This is a genomic window from Siminovitchia fortis, assembly GCF_003605365.2.
GTDB lineage: Bacteria > Bacillota > Bacilli > Bacillales > Bacillaceae_C > Siminovitchia > Siminovitchia fortis.
In genome coordinates, this window is sequence record NZ_QYTU02000001.1 from 275,313 (window position 1) to 290,002 (window position 14,690).

Below are 14,690 nucleotides of genomic sequence, written 5' to 3' on the forward strand. Positions count from 1 at the left end.
TACAGAATAAAGAGTTTATTTTACAGTAGCAGAGTTTCGGGAAGGTGTAAATGAATATTATTTTTTCCGCCGGATGTATTTCTTCATGAAGAAAAAACTGGCTTCGAGCCATACCCAACTATAAACAATGGAAAAAATGAATATATAAACAAACACATGTAAACTGAACGAGGTCTCGGCCACAGGCCCCAAAAGGGGAAATCGCAGAACGGATAACACAAATTGAATGCCCATCGTTAATCCGGCCCCCGAAAGAAACACGATTATCAGCCGATTTTTTAAAAAGTGCATCGACAAACCAAGGACCACACCCAAAATTCCTGTCGTGAAAGGAAATACAACCAACTCGCTGGGTTGAATGATCCATAATAGAACGATTGTTAATAAATAAGCCAGTATGCCCCTTTTCGGAAAAAGCCAGTTCGCCAAAAAAATCGCAGCAGTTGAAAAGGGGCTGATGGCATATCCGATTCCCGGAAGGAAGCCGCCCATGGATTGTAATATCGCAGCAATGGCAGACAATAAGGCAATCATGACAAGCATGTCCGTATTGCTTTGAAAACGATGTACGGGTGCATCAACGAAATCAATGTGCAGACATTTTAAAAGCCGCTGCTTCATGCATTCCATCTCCTGTTACTTGCTCTTCATAATAATGAATGCAATTCAACCGAAATTATTACTGGCATGGGAAATTTTCCAAATACGGGAGCGGCCCTTCAAATTGACTTTGCTGTTTTCATCGGACAGACGAAATTTTGTCCGCACTCCAAAAGTTGTCCTGTGTCTTTGCTGCTGTTTACCGTTGGTATGAAGCATCTAAAAATATATAAAGTAAAAACTACCAAGATGCTTGTTGCTAAAATAAGGAAGATTTCCTTTCTTTTATCCATAAAAAAGCCCCCTTCTACCCGCTATTTTATGCAGATAAAAAGAGGAAACTTCATTGATTTATTCATTTAATGTTCAAATCATTATTAAGCAGCCTTCCCACATCGCAAGCTGGATAACATCCTTTACTATTCAAAGAACAAAAACTGGTCATTTTCTATGATCCATGGTTTATTCGTATATTTTTATCATACTGGGATACTTGTCTTAACCTGTGTCGGAATTTCCCATATTCTATAGTGAAGCCAAAAGACAGGGAGGTGCTTTTATGAGCTATGCAGGAGGCGGCTACGGCATGGGCTTTGCCTTGATTGTCGTATTGTTTATCCTCTTAATCATTGTTGGAGCTTTCTACGGCGGCGCTTACTAAAAAACGGACAGCATTTGTCCTGGCAATTTTTAAAAAGCCAAGAGACGACATTTAAGTCGTTTCTTGGCTTTCGATTTTATCCCATTGATTGGGTTTGATTGCCGCTTTTTCCTTGTCCCATGTTCGATATTTGCGGAATCATGTTTGAAAGCTGTCCGCCCCGTCCTGTCATCATACTGTATGCAGCAGCGCCAATTCCTACAGAAGCAATAATAGGCAAAATTTGAATTTTATTGTTTCTCATCAGGTCACCCGCTTTATTTTATTGCTCACATGAGCATCTATAGGTTTACCGATTCGTTTTATAAAAAAACAAGCACTTCTTCCCAAATGTTAAACGATTGATCTTTCGGGTATATACGTACTGAAAAAAAGAATGGCCGATTTTCTATGGATGAAAGGGCCAATCACGGAAAAGCTATTGGTAGTTCAGCGTACCCACTATACACTTAATTGCAAGGGGGCATTCGCAATGGAAAAAGGCATGTCATACGGAAGTGACTATAAATACATTCCTGCTACGTCGTTAAAAAGCGGGACCGGGGATGAAATTCGTCCGGATGTTTATTACCATACAATCCAAATTGTCAATATCGCCCTCATTGGCCGTCCGGGTTCCAGTTTTGTTCTGATCGATGCGGGAATGCCGCATTCAGCGGATACGATCATTTCGTTAACCGAGAATCGATACGGTCCTGATACCAGGCCCGATGCCATTATCCTTACACACGGCCATTTCGATCATGTCGGCGCTTTGATCGAGCTTGTTGAACATTGGGATGTTCCTGTATATGCACATGAGCTTGAACTGCCATACTTGACAGGCAAAAAAAGTTATCCCGAACCCGACATGACCGTCGAAGGCGGGATGGTGGCCAAAATGTCCCCAATCTTTCCAATTGAACCCATCAATTTGGGTGACCGGGTTGACAGGCTTCCATCGGACGGAACGGTCCCCCATTTGCCCGGCTTTCGCTGGATTCACACGCCCGGCCACAGCAGCGGACATGTTTCCTTTTTCCGGGACAGTGATGGCGTATTGATTGCAGGAGATGCTTTTGTAACGGTAAAACAAGAATATTTGTACAGGGTTTTTACACAGGAAAAAGAGATCAGCGGACCTCCCAGGTACTTGACGCCGGACTGGCATGCTGCCTGGGAATCCGTGAAAAAGCTTGAAGCATTAAAACCGGCCGCGGCTGTTACAGGTCACGGCATTCCAATGCAAGGGGAAGAACTGTCCCAAAACCTTGAAAAACTGGCGAGGGATTTCGATAAAATCGCCATACCTGATTACGGAAAATATTTAAATTAGCAAAAGCCGGGAAGCCTGTAAACGGCTCCCGTCCATTCCTTCACTTGTATGGATTTTTTAAAAAGGTGAATAGTGTCGGAAACGGGAGGTGTCCTGATTGGTTGACATGACGATATATGTGGATGTAGCAAACAACAAACAGGCAATCGAAAAGCTTGAGCAGATTCTGCTTCAGTTAAATGGGGTGGAAAGAGCTTTGGTCGATCCAGATGATGGCGAAGTGAAAATTTCATACAGTGAAACGAAACTGCAGCATGAGGCAATTCTTTCAACACTATCTAGAAACGGTTTTGACATTTTACCTTAAACTCATCTGTTCCGGATTTCATACATTTAAAAGGACGGCAAAAGCCCGTCCTTTTTATTTATCATATTAATTCTATTTTAATCCAGCAGCCGGTTGTTTTCATCCACTTCCACGATTCTCGCTTCATAATTTTCTTCGCTTACAAATCCTGAACCTCTGCAAACGCTGCATTTATACTGCCATCCTTCATCATCAGCCAGCATTCCGGTTCCATGGCAGGCTTTGCAATGATTATCCCGAATATCCATTACAGTCTCCTCCTTTACTTGCGGGGTCTGTCCCCCGCCGCATTAAAGTGTTAAAGCAGGGTCTGTCCCCTATTCAGACGCTCTTTCACCAGGTTGATCAATCCGCCTTTAAGCATCACTTCGACCTGTCTTTCAGACAATGCATGGGAAACTTGTATAGATATATTTTTCCCTTTTACATTAATTGTAAACTCGTTGCCCTGCTGCACTTTATTCCGAAGATCACCCAGTTGAAGGATGTCTCCCTGCTCTATTTGATCATAATCTTCTTCGTTTACAAACGTTAACGGCAGAACGCCGAAATTCACAAGGTTTTGCCAGTGGATGCGTGCAAAGTCTTTTACCAATGCAACGCGAAGCCCAAGAAATCTCGGAGCCAATGCCGCATGTTCCCGGCTGGATCCCTGTCCGTAGTTAAATCCTCCAACAATAGCGTGTCCTCCCTCCACAACACTCTCCATGCCTCTTGCGTAATACGTCTTATCAATGATCTCAAAAGCGAATTTGCTTATTTCCGGGAGATTGCTTCGGTATGGAAGCACCCGCGCTCCTCCGGCCAAGATTTCATCGGTTGAAATGTTATCGCCCATTTTCAATAATATCGGCAGTTCCATCTCGTCAGGCAATGCATCCATAGGCGGGATGGAAGCGATATTTGGCCCTTTGTACAATTCGACATTCCTTGCTTCTTCATACGGCAGCGGTTCATCCAGCAAAGACGTATCAACTGTCGGATTTTCCGGTTCTTTTATCTTTGGATACGGCATATCAAGCGTTCGCGGATCGGTGATTTCCCCTTTTAAAGCCGAAGCTGCCGCTATTTCCGGACTGCATAGAAACACACTGTCTTCCTGTGTTCCCGAGCGTCCGGGAAAATTCCGTGGGGTAGTCCTTAAGCTGTTCCTTCCTGTAGCCGGTGCCTGTCCCATTCCGATACAGCCGTTGCAGCCTGCCTGATGAAGCCTCGCTCCTGCCTGAAGAAGACTTGCGATATGTCCATCCTTGACAAGGTCAGTCAACATCTGTCTGGATGTCGGATTGATATCGAATGAAACGCCGCCGGCTACCGTTTTTCCTTTGACGATTTCTGCGGCCACAGCAAAATCCCTGTATCCCGGGTTTGCCGATGAACCGATATAGGATTGATAGATGGGGGTGCCCGCCACTTCGGAAACAGGCACAACATTTCCGGGGCTGGACGGTTTGGCAATCAGCGGTTCCAACTCGGAAAGGTTGATTTCTTCTTCAAGGTCGTATGAAGCCCCCCGGTCCGCAGTGAGTTCAATCCAGTCGTCTTCCCGCCCTTGTTCCTTTAAAAATTTCCTGACTTCTTCATCCGAAGGAAATACAGTTCCAGTTGCACCAAGCTCAGCACCCATGTTTGCAATAACATGGCGATCCATCGCACTTAAGTGCTTCAGCCCCGGCCCATAGTATTCAATCACTTTCCCGACGCCGCCTTTGACGTCATATCTGCGAAGAAGCTCAAGAATAATATCCTTGGCACTTACCCAGTCGGGCAGTTCTCCTGTGAGCTTGATTCCCCAAACCTTCGGCATTTTAATATAGATGGGTTCGCCGGCAATAGCGAGTGCTACGTCCATGCCTCCAGCACCCATGGCAAGCATCCCCATGCATCCGTTTGCACAAGTATGGCTGTCTGACCCGAGCAGGGTTTTACCCGGCTTTGCCAAACGCTGCATATGTACCGGATGGCTTACTCCGTTTCCAGGCCGGCTGTAGTATAAACCAAATCTTCGCGTAGCACTTTGTAGAAACAGATGGTCATCTGCATTCTTATTGTCGACTTGGATAATATTATGGTCCACATATTGTGCCGACGCTTCTGTTTGGGCCCGTTCCACTCCCATAGCTTCCAATTCCAGCATGACCATCGTTCCGGTTGCATCCTGCGTCAGCGTTTGGTCGATTTTTAGCCCGATTTCCTTACCTGGAACCATTTCACCTGAAACAAGGTGGGACTTGATCAGTTTTTCTGTAATATTCTGCGGCATCCTACTTCCTCCTGTACATAACTTTGTAATGCGTACTTTTAATTAGGATTGTTATTGTAGAAGTGAAATATTCATAGCTCCCTCAACGAGTCCATGTAAAATTCCATTATCGGCATCACGGCTTAATGAAAAATGTCGGCCTCCCTTGATTTTTCAAGAAATGCTTTCGTCTTTCTGTTAACCGGTTCTTTCAGGAAGGTGCCGAACAACAGGGCAGCCAATCCGAATAGAGCCAGAACAGATAAGTCGCGCATGACCGATTGCCAGACTATGCCCCCGACAGCTTCCCTCATCAGGTCGACCGCATAGGTAAAAGGCAAAAACGGACTGATGATTTGAAAGAATTCCGGCAGCAAAACGACAGGATACGTTCCGCCCGACCCGGCAATCTGCAAAACAAGCATGACAATCGCCAACGCTTTCCCGATGTTGCCGAATACTGAAACAAGCGTGTACACAATCAGCATAAATACGAGGCTTATAAAAAGACCAAATAGAATCATCCAGAAAGGATGCCGGACAGGGACTCCAAGGATGAGCAAATCTCCACAGACCACAATCAACGTCTGTAAAAATCCTATGCTCAAAAAAGTGAAGAGCCTGCCAAAGTAAATTTGTTTTCCTGTAAAGTCTTCATGGTTTCTTAAATCTGTTGACAGCAGCGATATTAAAAGGAGTGCTCCGACCCAAATCGATAAAACGGTATAAAACGGGGTCATCCCTGTTCCATAGTTTTTAATCGGAAAAATCTTATTTTCATTTAACAGAACAGGTTCCTCAAAGAAGCTTCTTTCTGCATTCGGATCATTCAAAAGCAGCTGTATAATTTCATTCAGATTCGTTTCACCTTGCAATTTCCTGATTTTATCCGCAAGCTCGCGAACCTTTTCATTCACATAAGGAAATTCCCCATGCGCATACTCGAGGGCATCTTTTCCTTTTTTTAAGTTTTTGTCTGTTCGGTCCAATATTTTTTCCACTTCAGGCAGTGAAGCCTGTATTTCAGTCAGCATATTTCTTGCACCGGACAACGTCTTTTGGGCTTTGGAAATTTCATTCATAACTTCCGGCTCAATATTTTCTTTATATTCCTTTGCAAATGCATCAATTTTGACAGAAGTATTTCCGGCCATCTGTTGAAGGCTGGCAAGGGTATCATTGAACTCCTTCTTCTTATCCTTGAGCAGTCCGTTTATTTCAGAAGCTTTGCCCTGTACTTGCTGAAGATCACTTTTTAATTGATTCGTTTTTTCAATGGCCTGCTCAATTTGGGCCGTATTATTCTGGGTCTGACCTTGATTGCCACTCCCCTCTTCATTTTGATCCGCGTCCTCGTTTTGTTGGGAACCGTTCATGCTTTTGGCCTCCGCCAATACTGCCTGAATGGTATCGAGCGCCCCCATTACCTCGTTTAGCTGGGATTGAAGCTGGTTGTTGATTTGGTCGCCTTTACTCAAATCAATCTCTTTCCCCTGTACCTTTCCAAGAAATTCATTGACATCTGATGCGACCTTTTGGACTTTTTGTAAATCTGCATTGATTTTTGGGGCCATTTGCTTAAGCCTGTTTTGCGCATCTGACAAAAAAGCGGATGTCTTATTGATCGTTTCCAGGCCATTGCCCGTTAATTGTCTTGCTTCAGGTATCATGCCCTGCGCTTTATCAATCATATCTTCTGCCGAAGAAGCATCTATCAGCGAATCATTGATTAATTTGTTAATTTCCGGCAAATCTTCTTCCAAAGTGAACACATATTGCTCAAAACGTTTGATATCCGGCAAGTCTTTCTGCAATTCAATCCCTATTTCATTGAACAGTTCAAAAATAACTCCATTCACAGTAGCAATAAACTTGCTGCTGACTTGCTCAACAATCATGGACGCTCCCTTTTGTGTAATCTTCGGAGAAATTGAGTTGATTTTTTCATTCACGTAGTATTCGATTTTCGCCTTTTTTGGATGATCTGAAATGACAGTCCCTAACTGTTTCGAAAAATTTTCAGGAACAATGATAACTGCAAAATAGTCCCCGTCTCGCAAGCTCTTCATCGCTTGTTTGCGGTCGGTGAAATGCCAGTCCAAGTCTTTGTTCCCTTTCAGTTCATCCACCAGTTCCTTTCCGGCATCAATGTGTTTATCCCTTACGACGGCTCCCTTGTCTTCATTGACAAGGCCCACCGGAATTTGATCGGTATGGGAATAGGGATCCCACATAGCCGCGATATTCAACCATGCGTATAAGGATGGAAGCAGTACAAGGCCGCCGGCAATAATGGCGGCAGCCCAATTTGTACTGATATTTTTTAGGTCTTTTTTAAAGATATGTAAAATATGGTTCATGAGACATCCCTTTTTCTGCTGTTAATACATGTTAATATACCCCTACATTGCTGCTCATAATCCTTATAAATTTTTTGAAACTTTCCTGATCTCCGTACGTAAAAAAGGGATAACATATCTTTTCGAAAGGAAGAGAAAACATGCTGATCGTAACATCTGAAAATATCGCCAACCACAAAATCATAGAAACAAAAGGGCCGGTGTTCGGAATCACAGTAAGAGCAAGAGGGGTCGGAAAAGATATTGTGGCGTCTTTCAAAGGATTATTGGGCGGAGAAATCAGCCAGTATACGGAAATGCTGGAGGATGCCAGAAAACAGGCAATTGACCGCATGGTGGAAAATGCAAGATTGATGGGAGCCAATGCAGTGACCATGATGAGATTCGACTCAGGGGAAATCGGGCAGAATATGAGTGAAATCATTGCTTATGGAACAGCAGTAGTTGTGGAAGAGGCCTAGTTAGTTGAAGTGGTTCATTGGCTTTTATGGGCTCCAAATACTGATATTGATTTTTTTAATCATCATCTCCTGGTTCATTTGGGACAAACGCTTTAAAAAGAAACATGGCCGGGAAGTCCCTGCCGGTTTTGAGCGGACGAATGAAATATCCATCGACCCGACGACAAACAAAAAACTGACGGTTTACTATAATCCTGAAACCGGCGAGCGGTTTTATAAGGAAGATTGATAGAAATGGCACCATCTGATCTTTACCGGATGGTGCCTTTCCCTCATATTAATTTGAAAGCCTGTTTCGAAAAAGCGGCAATTTCTCCAAGTAGATGATATCATCTCTTCCTGCCGCGTTTCCCTCGGCCAGGATGGCAGCTTTGGCAGCAACTATTCCGCCCGCCCGGACGACAAGCTCCTCCAATCCGCGTACGGATTGCCCTGTACTGATTACATCGTCGATAATGGCAACTCTTTTTCCTTTAATCTGCTTGACATCATTACTGTCCAAACATAATATCTGTTTTTTCTGGGTGGTGATGGATACCACTTCGTTGACCAAAGGGGACTCCATATACGGTTTAATGCTTTTTCGTGCAACCACATACTGCTTCATGCCAAGCTGCCTTGACAGTTCATATACAAGCGGGATCCCCTTCGCTTCTGCCGTAACAAGTACATCCACTTCCGGCAATTTACTTGCAAGAATGGGTGCAGTGTATAACACAAGTTCTGTATCTCCCAAGATGACAAAGCTTGCAATGCTGAGCTCATCCGATACAGCAACAATCGGCAGCTCCCTTTTTATATCTCCTATCGTCAATGTGTAAGTCTCCATTTAACCCTCTCCTTAAAAACCGAATAATCCTATTAAAAATTGTATAATCAATCCCGCCAGCATGCCAAGGAACGGATCGGTAATGGCCGTAACAACCATTGTCATCCCGCCGACCAATCCCGACGCCGGTTCTCCGGTAGAAAATGAAGCGGCGGCATTTCCCGGCAATGTGACAATTGCACCCAACACAAATAAAAAACCTGCAATTGAAGCACTCGGGACATAACGTCCAATCTTAGGAAGAAGGCCCGCAAATAAAATGGCAGCCATAATCACCATCATCAGGACACCTGACCAGACCGGATGCGGGGCACTGGAAGTTGCTGAAATAACGACCTCTACCGGTGCACCTCCAAAAAATGACGATACCATGTCCGCCAAGCTGCTGATCACGGTCAGAACATCGACATTGACATTCGTTTGCGCAATTTCTCCATTAATTTTACCAAAGGCGATATTTGCCCCTATGTTCAAACAAACCATTGCCAAAGCACCGCGGATAACCATCGGATTGATGATCAGCTTTTGGCGGACAATCTTTTCCTTTTCTGCCGTTTTCAATTCAGCTTTGTTGTTTCTTGTAAGAAAATAATAAACGATACTTGATAGAATAACTGAAATCGTGATCGTATAAACAAGATCCTTAGTTGCCATATATACTATAAGTCCGCTGGCAAAGGAAGCAATGCCGACTAATTTATCGTTTTTAGCCATATCCCAAGCCACTTTGGTTAACATAATACCAACACCGGCCATCATTCCGCTTGTGATGACAGGTCCGATCCAGTTTACGATTTTCTCCAATAGGCCGAATAAACCAATCGGCACCATGATCATCGCACCGAAAAAGATCATGGAAAGCCGTTCCCGCATATTCTTGCCCATTGTTCCTGCCAACGTAATTGTTTCCGCCTGATAGGAAATCACCGGAACGGAGCCCATAATTGCATTTCCTCCTGCTCCAACGATAAATGCGAGGGCTGTCGGAACTGAAGCAAATCCGAACGTTAACGCAAGAAGCCCCTGTGGAAGTCCGTTAAGCACTACGCTTAATGCAGCCAATATATCTTTGATGATATCCATAATACACTCCATTCTTTCACTTAATATACAGAAAACGAACATTGAATAAATAACAATAAATATTGTACGGTTTTAAGGGAATTTTTCAACCCCTATTACTAAATTTCCAATATTTTTTATTCTTTCGATATAAGTTCCTATTTTTGCATTGTCACAAAAGCAAAATTATAATGAACCCGGTCATAAAATTTTTTAACGAGAGTGGGGTGTTGTACTTTGAAGAAATTATTCATCGTATGTTTAGCTGCCATTTTACTGGGAGCATGCAGCGGGAAGGATGAGCAAGCAAAGGATACAACTAACAATGATGAGAGTAAGGCGACGCAAACAGCAGAGCCGGAAAATGGCCAGCGGGACAACACGGAGGTGCAAGAGACGGAAGTGCAAGAGGAAAAATCCGAAGGCTCTTCAGCCGTGAATGAAGATCAATCAAGCTATACAGAATTGCCAACCGTGCTTGATACAATTGGCAATGATCAGTTCGAGCAGGTTATAAAAACTGACAATCCGAATAAAAGAGTGATTCTATTTGAAGATGAACATCATAATAAAAAGTTTAAAAGCATCTTCATTAAACATGACAACCGCCTAAAAGTGATTGATTTGGAAAATGACCGTATGATGCTCAACGAAGTTCTATAAGAACTAAAGTGGAACCGCCTGTTCACCGACGTGCAGACTAAGCTTAATTCGGAATACGCGACAAGTTCTCGCAAAAGCATACGGTTTTCCAGATTTGCGGGCGTTGGACTCTACTTCCAGTGACCGCGTCAGGGGATTTTTTGGATCCGCGGGCGTTCGACTCCGCCTCCAGTGACCACGTTAGGGGATTTTTCGGATCTGCGGGCGTTCGACTCTCGATCCAGTGACCGCGCCAGATGGTTTTTCGGATTCGTGGGCAATGACTATACATTTTTTCATTTATTTGTCTAAGATAAAAGCTCTGCCTAAGCGGCAGAGCTTCAATTGTTCATTAATAATGCTTTTTCCCAGTCTGATTCCAATTTCACCTTCGGTACGGGAGTTGGCTTCTCATTTTCATCAAGCGCAACCAATGTAACCGTTGAGGTGGTTGTAAGTTTTTTCTCATCGATTGCCAGGTCGTGGCTTTCCACTTTGACATACACTTTCATGGAGGTATTGCCCGTAGACAGAACAAACGCCTCCAAAGTTAAAATATCGCCGCTTTTCGCCGAGGATACAAAATTAACCGTATCTATTGCCGCAGTAACAACGGTTCTCTTCGAATGCTTCATCGCAGCAATAGCAGCAATTTCATCTATGTAGGATAAAACGGTGCCTCCAAAAATAGTGCCTAAATGATTCGTATCCGGCGGCAATACAAGCTTTGTCTGAATCGTTCTTGAAACATTTGATGAAACTGTCTCTTCCATATAATCTCCTCTTTTTCTAACATATACCTTTTCCAACATCCATAATATTATTACATGATCAAAAAAATCGCCACAGATTCCATGGATACTCTTTTGGCGGCCTTGATTCGAATCTGATCATTTCCCTTTTCGTTGGATGCTCAAATTCGAGAGTATGGGCCCATAATGCAATCTGCTGCCCCGGCCGGTTAACTTTGCGTCCGTATTTTTGATCTCCATACAAAGGGTGGCCGATGGACGAAAGCTGGACCCGGATTTGATGGGAACGGCCTGTAAGAAGCCTGACAGTTAACAGACTGAGGTTCTCTGCCCTGGCGGCCACTTTATATTCCAAAATCGACTTTTTTCCCTGCTTATGATTGGAGGGGACCGTCTTCACCATATTGTTTCGCTGATCTTTAAATAAGTAATGCTCGAGCCGCGCTTCTTCCTGCGGAACACCCCTGACAACGGCAAGATATGTCCTTTCGAACTGTTGCCTTCTGATAGCATCAGACAATCTGGACGCGGCTTTGGACGTTTTCGCAAAAACCATCACGCCTCCAACCGGGCGGTCCAGGCGGTGGACAAGCCCCAGATATACGTTGCCCGGCTTTTGATAGCGAACCTTAATGTCTTCTTTTAAAACTGTAAGCAAATCCTTGTCACCGCTGTTATCCCCCTGTACAGGCACATTCACGGGCTTTTCCACCACGAGGAGGTGATTGTCTTCATACAAAATTGGAATCTTCATCTGCGTAACAAAATCCTTTCAATGGCTTAATAAAACTTCTCCCGGCCGGATCCAATGCACAAGAGTTTCTCTTATTAATTGGCTTTTTCAACTGCTTTTTCAAGCTTTGAACCGAACCTTTTATGGTCCGTTGTAGACACATAGACACCGAATATGACCATAAGCATTCCTGCGATTTGCTGCCAGCTGATCGATGCATCGTAGAGGAAAAAAGCAATCCACGCAGCATTGATGGGAACAAGGTTCATATACATGCTTGCTTTACTGGCACCGATTTTCTGAATTCCTTTATTCCACAGGAAAAAACCAATGATGGACGCACAAAAAACCATGAATGCCATCTCCATCCATGCCTGGTTCGACATACTCAAAACCCTGCCCCACCCTCTTTCTGACAACGAAAGCAATATCAAGAAAATAGAGCCGGCAATCGTTGTAACGGTTGTCGTCAAAAAAGGTGAAACTTTCGCCAAGACAACTTTGCCAATCAAACCGTGGGCTACCCAGCAAATAAGGGCAGCAATAAAAAGCAGGTCTCCCGCATTGAACTGTAAGGCCATTAACATTTGAAAAGACCCATTAATAATAACAAGCAAGACCCCTGTCAAAGACAAAATAAGCCCCAGCGCCAAACGGGCATTCCAGGTTTCTCCCAGGAATAGGACAGCACCAAGCGTAACAAAAACAGGGGTCGTTGCAACGATCAATGAGCCGTTGACAGCCGATGTGTATTCAAGCCCCATAAAGAAAAACACATTATATCCAAATATGCCAGTTAAAGCCATCAACAGCAGGCCCGCCCATTGTTCTTTTATTTTTTTGCTGTCCCATTCGGAGCTGAACCGGGCTGCCGCAAATAAAATCAGGCCTGCCAACCCGAAGCGCAATGCGGCAGTTGTAATTGGCGGAACTTCTGTAATGATATGCTTGGCCGCACCAAAAGCTCCGCCCCAAAATAAAGGGACCAATAATAATAACAAATAAATACCGAAGGTTTTCTTGCTCTCCTGCTGCATGATTCCACTCCCTATGTTTGATCGGCAAAAATCTCCTATAAAAACTCGGCGATAAGGCCAGGCTTTCGAATAAATGATCATATATAAGAATAACTTAAGTTTAACAAAATATGGGTTATTTAATATAATAATTAAAAGGAGGCTTTATATATTGATAAAATCAGTTGCTGTCTTTTGCGGATCAAGACCCGGCAGTTCCGATGTTTATATAGAAGGCGCCAAAGCCGTCGGCAAAGAGCTGGCCAAGCGAAAAATAACACTTGTATATGGGGCAGCAAGTGTCGGTGTCATGGGAGCTGTAGCGGACTCCGTGCTCGAAAATGGAGGACATGCCATCGGCGTCATGCCTGAATTTTTAAAGAAGAAAGAAATTGTCCACCCCCGTTTGTCTGAACTTATTATTGTGGATACCATGCATGAAAGAAAAGCGAAGATGGCCGACCTCGCGGATGGATTCATCGCTCTTCCTGGAGGGCCCGGAACACTCGAGGAATTTTTTGAAATCTATACATGGGCACAGCTGGGGCTCCATCAAAAACCATGCGGTCTTTTAAATATCAACCAATATTATGACCCTCTCATTACCCTGTACAAGCACATGCTGAAAGAAAAGTTTTTGGATGAAAAGTTTCGGGATATGGCGCTGGTCGACGGGGAGATCGGCGGTTTATTGGACCAATTTGATTCGTACGAGCCTCCAAATGTAAAAACGTATCTGACGGAAGACCGGACATAGAAATAAGAAAAATACTCAATCAGAGGTATGAATGATGCTCAAAATCAAAAAATTGATTGACGTTCCCATCAGGGATGCCTGCGAAGCCTGGAATAAAGGATTTGCTGATTATTATGTAAACATGCAGATGACCGCCGGCCAATTCACTTTCAGATTCGGCTGGGACGAGCTATCACCCGATTATTCTTTTATCGCTTATTATGACGGCCTTCCCGCCGGCATTATTTTAAACGGCATCATCACAACGAACGGAAAAAGACTGGCCTGGAACGGAGGTACGGCTGTGGCCGTTTCTTTCCGGGACAAAGGGATTGCAAGAAAGCTGATGGAGTCAACAATGGAACTATACAAGCAAGAGAAAGTCGATGTTGCAAGCCTTGAAGCTTTTACTGTCAATGACCGTGCAATCCGTCTCTATGAAAGCTTCGGATACAGGACGGTCGACAACTTGTTATTTCTGAAGAAAACAGAAAGCGAAGAAAAGAGTTTAGGCAATATACCAGAAATCCCGGGCTATTCATTGCACCATGGACTCGCGCACGAAATTCGCGATCTATCATTCTATCAGCATGATGCTCCGTGGAAGACACAGTGGAATTTTATCCGCAATGGTGAATCAATCGTTGTAAAGGATCGTAACGGAATAGCTGCAGCATATGCCTTATTTCAAAAAAGGAATGGAAAGATCATTCTTTTGCAATGTGCGGCAGACGAAAGACTGCCAAACAAACCGGAGCTCTTTCAGTATATGATCAACCATTTGCTTCAAACGGAGTCCCGCACTGTTTCAACTTATAATCTTCCCGAAAAAAATAAGCTTCTCATAAACGTTTTGGAAAAAGCCGGATTTAAAGAAGAGTTTACGGATCAAAAAGTTCCATTAAAACAAGTGTTTATGAAGAAGATCATGACATAGTCCCCACCGTGGACAAGAAGGAACAACCCGGCAGCAT

At 43.8% G+C, this 14,690-nt stretch carries 19 protein-coding genes; 8 read left to right on the top strand and 11 right to left on the bottom strand.

Going from position 1 to position 14,690, the window contains the following annotated elements; translation table 11 throughout:
* Window positions 1-57: 57 nt before the first annotated feature.
* Both D4N35_RS01490 and D4N35_RS17980 read right to left on the bottom strand, forming a co-directional pair.
* Window positions 58-621 (bottom strand): hypothetical protein, encoded by a 564-nt coding sequence (locus D4N35_RS01490; protein ID WP_235870248.1) that lies wholly within the window; start codon window positions 619-621, stop codon window positions 58-60.
* Between the two features lie 98 nt (window positions 622-719).
* Window positions 720-893 (bottom strand): hypothetical protein, encoded by a 174-nt coding sequence (locus tag D4N35_RS17980; RefSeq protein ID WP_164876250.1) that lies wholly within the window; start codon window positions 891-893, stop codon window positions 720-722.
* Between the two features lie 266 nt (window positions 894-1,159).
* On the opposite strand from D4N35_RS17980, the gene D4N35_RS01495 reads away from it, so the two are divergent.
* A complete protein-coding gene (locus tag D4N35_RS01495) occupies window positions 1,160-1,261 on the top strand; it encodes a YjcZ family sporulation protein (RefSeq protein ID WP_120068839.1) in 102 nt (33 codons plus the stop codon).
* A gap of 76 nt (window positions 1,262-1,337) precedes the next feature.
* Here D4N35_RS01495 and D4N35_RS17985 read toward each other — a convergent pair whose 3' ends face one another.
* Window positions 1,338-1,505, bottom strand: a complete 168-nt coding sequence (locus D4N35_RS17985) for a hypothetical protein (RefSeq protein ID WP_164876251.1) — start codon at window positions 1,503-1,505, stop codon at window positions 1,338-1,340.
* 228 nt (window positions 1,506-1,733) lie between these two features.
* Here D4N35_RS17985 and D4N35_RS01500 point away from each other — a divergent pair, with 228 nt between their 5' ends.
* Together D4N35_RS01500 and D4N35_RS01505 are read left to right on the top strand one after the other, a co-directional pair.
* Window positions 1,734-2,576, top strand: a complete 843-nt coding sequence (locus D4N35_RS01500; protein WP_120068842.1) for an MBL fold metallo-hydrolase — start codon at window positions 1,734-1,736, stop codon at window positions 2,574-2,576.
* A 106-nt stretch (window positions 2,577-2,682) separates the two neighbouring features.
* On the top strand, window positions 2,683-2,883 hold the full coding sequence (locus D4N35_RS01505) for a heavy-metal-associated domain-containing protein (RefSeq protein WP_235870255.1): 201 nt from the start codon (window positions 2,683-2,685) through the stop codon (window positions 2,881-2,883).
* Window positions 2,884-2,960: 77 nt separating this feature from the next.
* Here D4N35_RS01505 and D4N35_RS17990 read toward each other — a convergent pair whose 3' ends face one another.
* From D4N35_RS17990 to D4N35_RS01515, 3 genes are all read right to left on the bottom strand, one after another.
* Complete coding sequence (locus D4N35_RS17990; protein ID WP_164876252.1) at window positions 2,961-3,131, bottom strand: hypothetical protein; 171 nt, start codon at window positions 3,129-3,131, stop codon at window positions 2,961-2,963.
* 50 nt (window positions 3,132-3,181) lie between these two features.
* Window positions 3,182-5,146, bottom strand: a complete 1,965-nt coding sequence (locus tag D4N35_RS01510; RefSeq protein ID WP_120068847.1) for an aconitate hydratase — start codon at window positions 5,144-5,146, stop codon at window positions 3,182-3,184.
* A 122-nt stretch (window positions 5,147-5,268) separates the two neighbouring features.
* Window positions 5,269-7,485, bottom strand: a complete 2,217-nt coding sequence (locus tag D4N35_RS01515; protein WP_208646253.1) for a YhgE/Pip domain-containing protein — start codon at window positions 7,483-7,485, stop codon at window positions 5,269-5,271.
* Window positions 7,486-7,625: 140 nt separating this feature from the next.
* Here D4N35_RS01515 and D4N35_RS01520 point away from each other — a divergent pair, with 140 nt between their 5' ends.
* Together D4N35_RS01520 and D4N35_RS01525 are read left to right on the top strand one after the other, a co-directional pair.
* Complete coding sequence (locus tag D4N35_RS01520) at window positions 7,626-7,946, top strand: YbjQ family protein (RefSeq protein ID WP_120068850.1); 321 nt, start codon at window positions 7,626-7,628, stop codon at window positions 7,944-7,946.
* A gap of 4 nt (window positions 7,947-7,950) precedes the next feature.
* Window positions 7,951-8,175 (top strand): hypothetical protein, encoded by a 225-nt coding sequence (locus D4N35_RS01525; protein ID WP_120068853.1) that lies wholly within the window; start codon window positions 7,951-7,953, stop codon window positions 8,173-8,175.
* A 48-nt stretch (window positions 8,176-8,223) separates the two neighbouring features.
* Here D4N35_RS01525 and D4N35_RS01530 read toward each other — a convergent pair whose 3' ends face one another.
* Window positions 8,224-8,775, bottom strand: coding sequence for a phosphoribosyltransferase family protein (locus D4N35_RS01530; RefSeq protein WP_120068857.1), 552 nt, complete (start codon window positions 8,773-8,775; stop codon window positions 8,224-8,226).
* A gap of 12 nt (window positions 8,776-8,787) precedes the next feature.
* Window positions 8,788-9,858: an NCS2 family permease gene (locus D4N35_RS01535; RefSeq protein WP_120068860.1), complete on the bottom strand. Its 1,071-nt coding sequence runs from the start codon at window positions 9,856-9,858 to the stop codon at window positions 8,788-8,790.
* 216 nt (window positions 9,859-10,074) lie between these two features.
* Between D4N35_RS01535 and D4N35_RS01540 the strand changes: the two genes are divergently transcribed.
* Window positions 10,075-10,500 (top strand): putative periplasmic lipoprotein, encoded by a 426-nt coding sequence (locus tag D4N35_RS01540; protein ID WP_120068864.1) that lies wholly within the window; start codon window positions 10,075-10,077, stop codon window positions 10,498-10,500.
* Between the two features lie 320 nt (window positions 10,501-10,820).
* Here the strand turns inward: D4N35_RS01540 and D4N35_RS01545 are convergent, their stop codons facing one another.
* The 3 genes from D4N35_RS01545 to D4N35_RS01555 all read right to left on the bottom strand — a co-directional run bounded on the left by D4N35_RS01545 (window position 10,821) and on the right by D4N35_RS01555 (window position 13,001).
* Complete coding sequence (locus D4N35_RS01545; protein ID WP_120068867.1) at window positions 10,821-11,252, bottom strand: acyl-CoA thioesterase; 432 nt, start codon at window positions 11,250-11,252, stop codon at window positions 10,821-10,823.
* A gap of 58 nt (window positions 11,253-11,310) precedes the next feature.
* On the bottom strand, window positions 11,311-11,985 hold the full coding sequence (locus tag D4N35_RS01550; protein WP_120068871.1) for an RluA family pseudouridine synthase: 675 nt from the start codon (window positions 11,983-11,985) through the stop codon (window positions 11,311-11,313).
* A 74-nt stretch (window positions 11,986-12,059) separates the two neighbouring features.
* Window positions 12,060-13,001, bottom strand: coding sequence for a DMT family transporter (locus D4N35_RS01555; protein ID WP_164876253.1), 942 nt, complete (start codon window positions 12,999-13,001; stop codon window positions 12,060-12,062).
* 154 nt (window positions 13,002-13,155) lie between these two features.
* Here D4N35_RS01555 and D4N35_RS01560 point away from each other — a divergent pair, with 154 nt between their 5' ends.
* Window positions 13,156-13,737, top strand: a complete 582-nt coding sequence (locus D4N35_RS01560; protein WP_120069012.1) for an LOG family protein — start codon at window positions 13,156-13,158, stop codon at window positions 13,735-13,737.
* Between the two features lie 31 nt (window positions 13,738-13,768).
* Window positions 13,769-14,653: a GNAT family N-acetyltransferase gene (locus D4N35_RS01565; protein WP_120068874.1), complete on the top strand. Its 885-nt coding sequence runs from the start codon at window positions 13,769-13,771 to the stop codon at window positions 14,651-14,653.
* Window positions 14,654-14,690 lie beyond the last annotated feature (37 nt).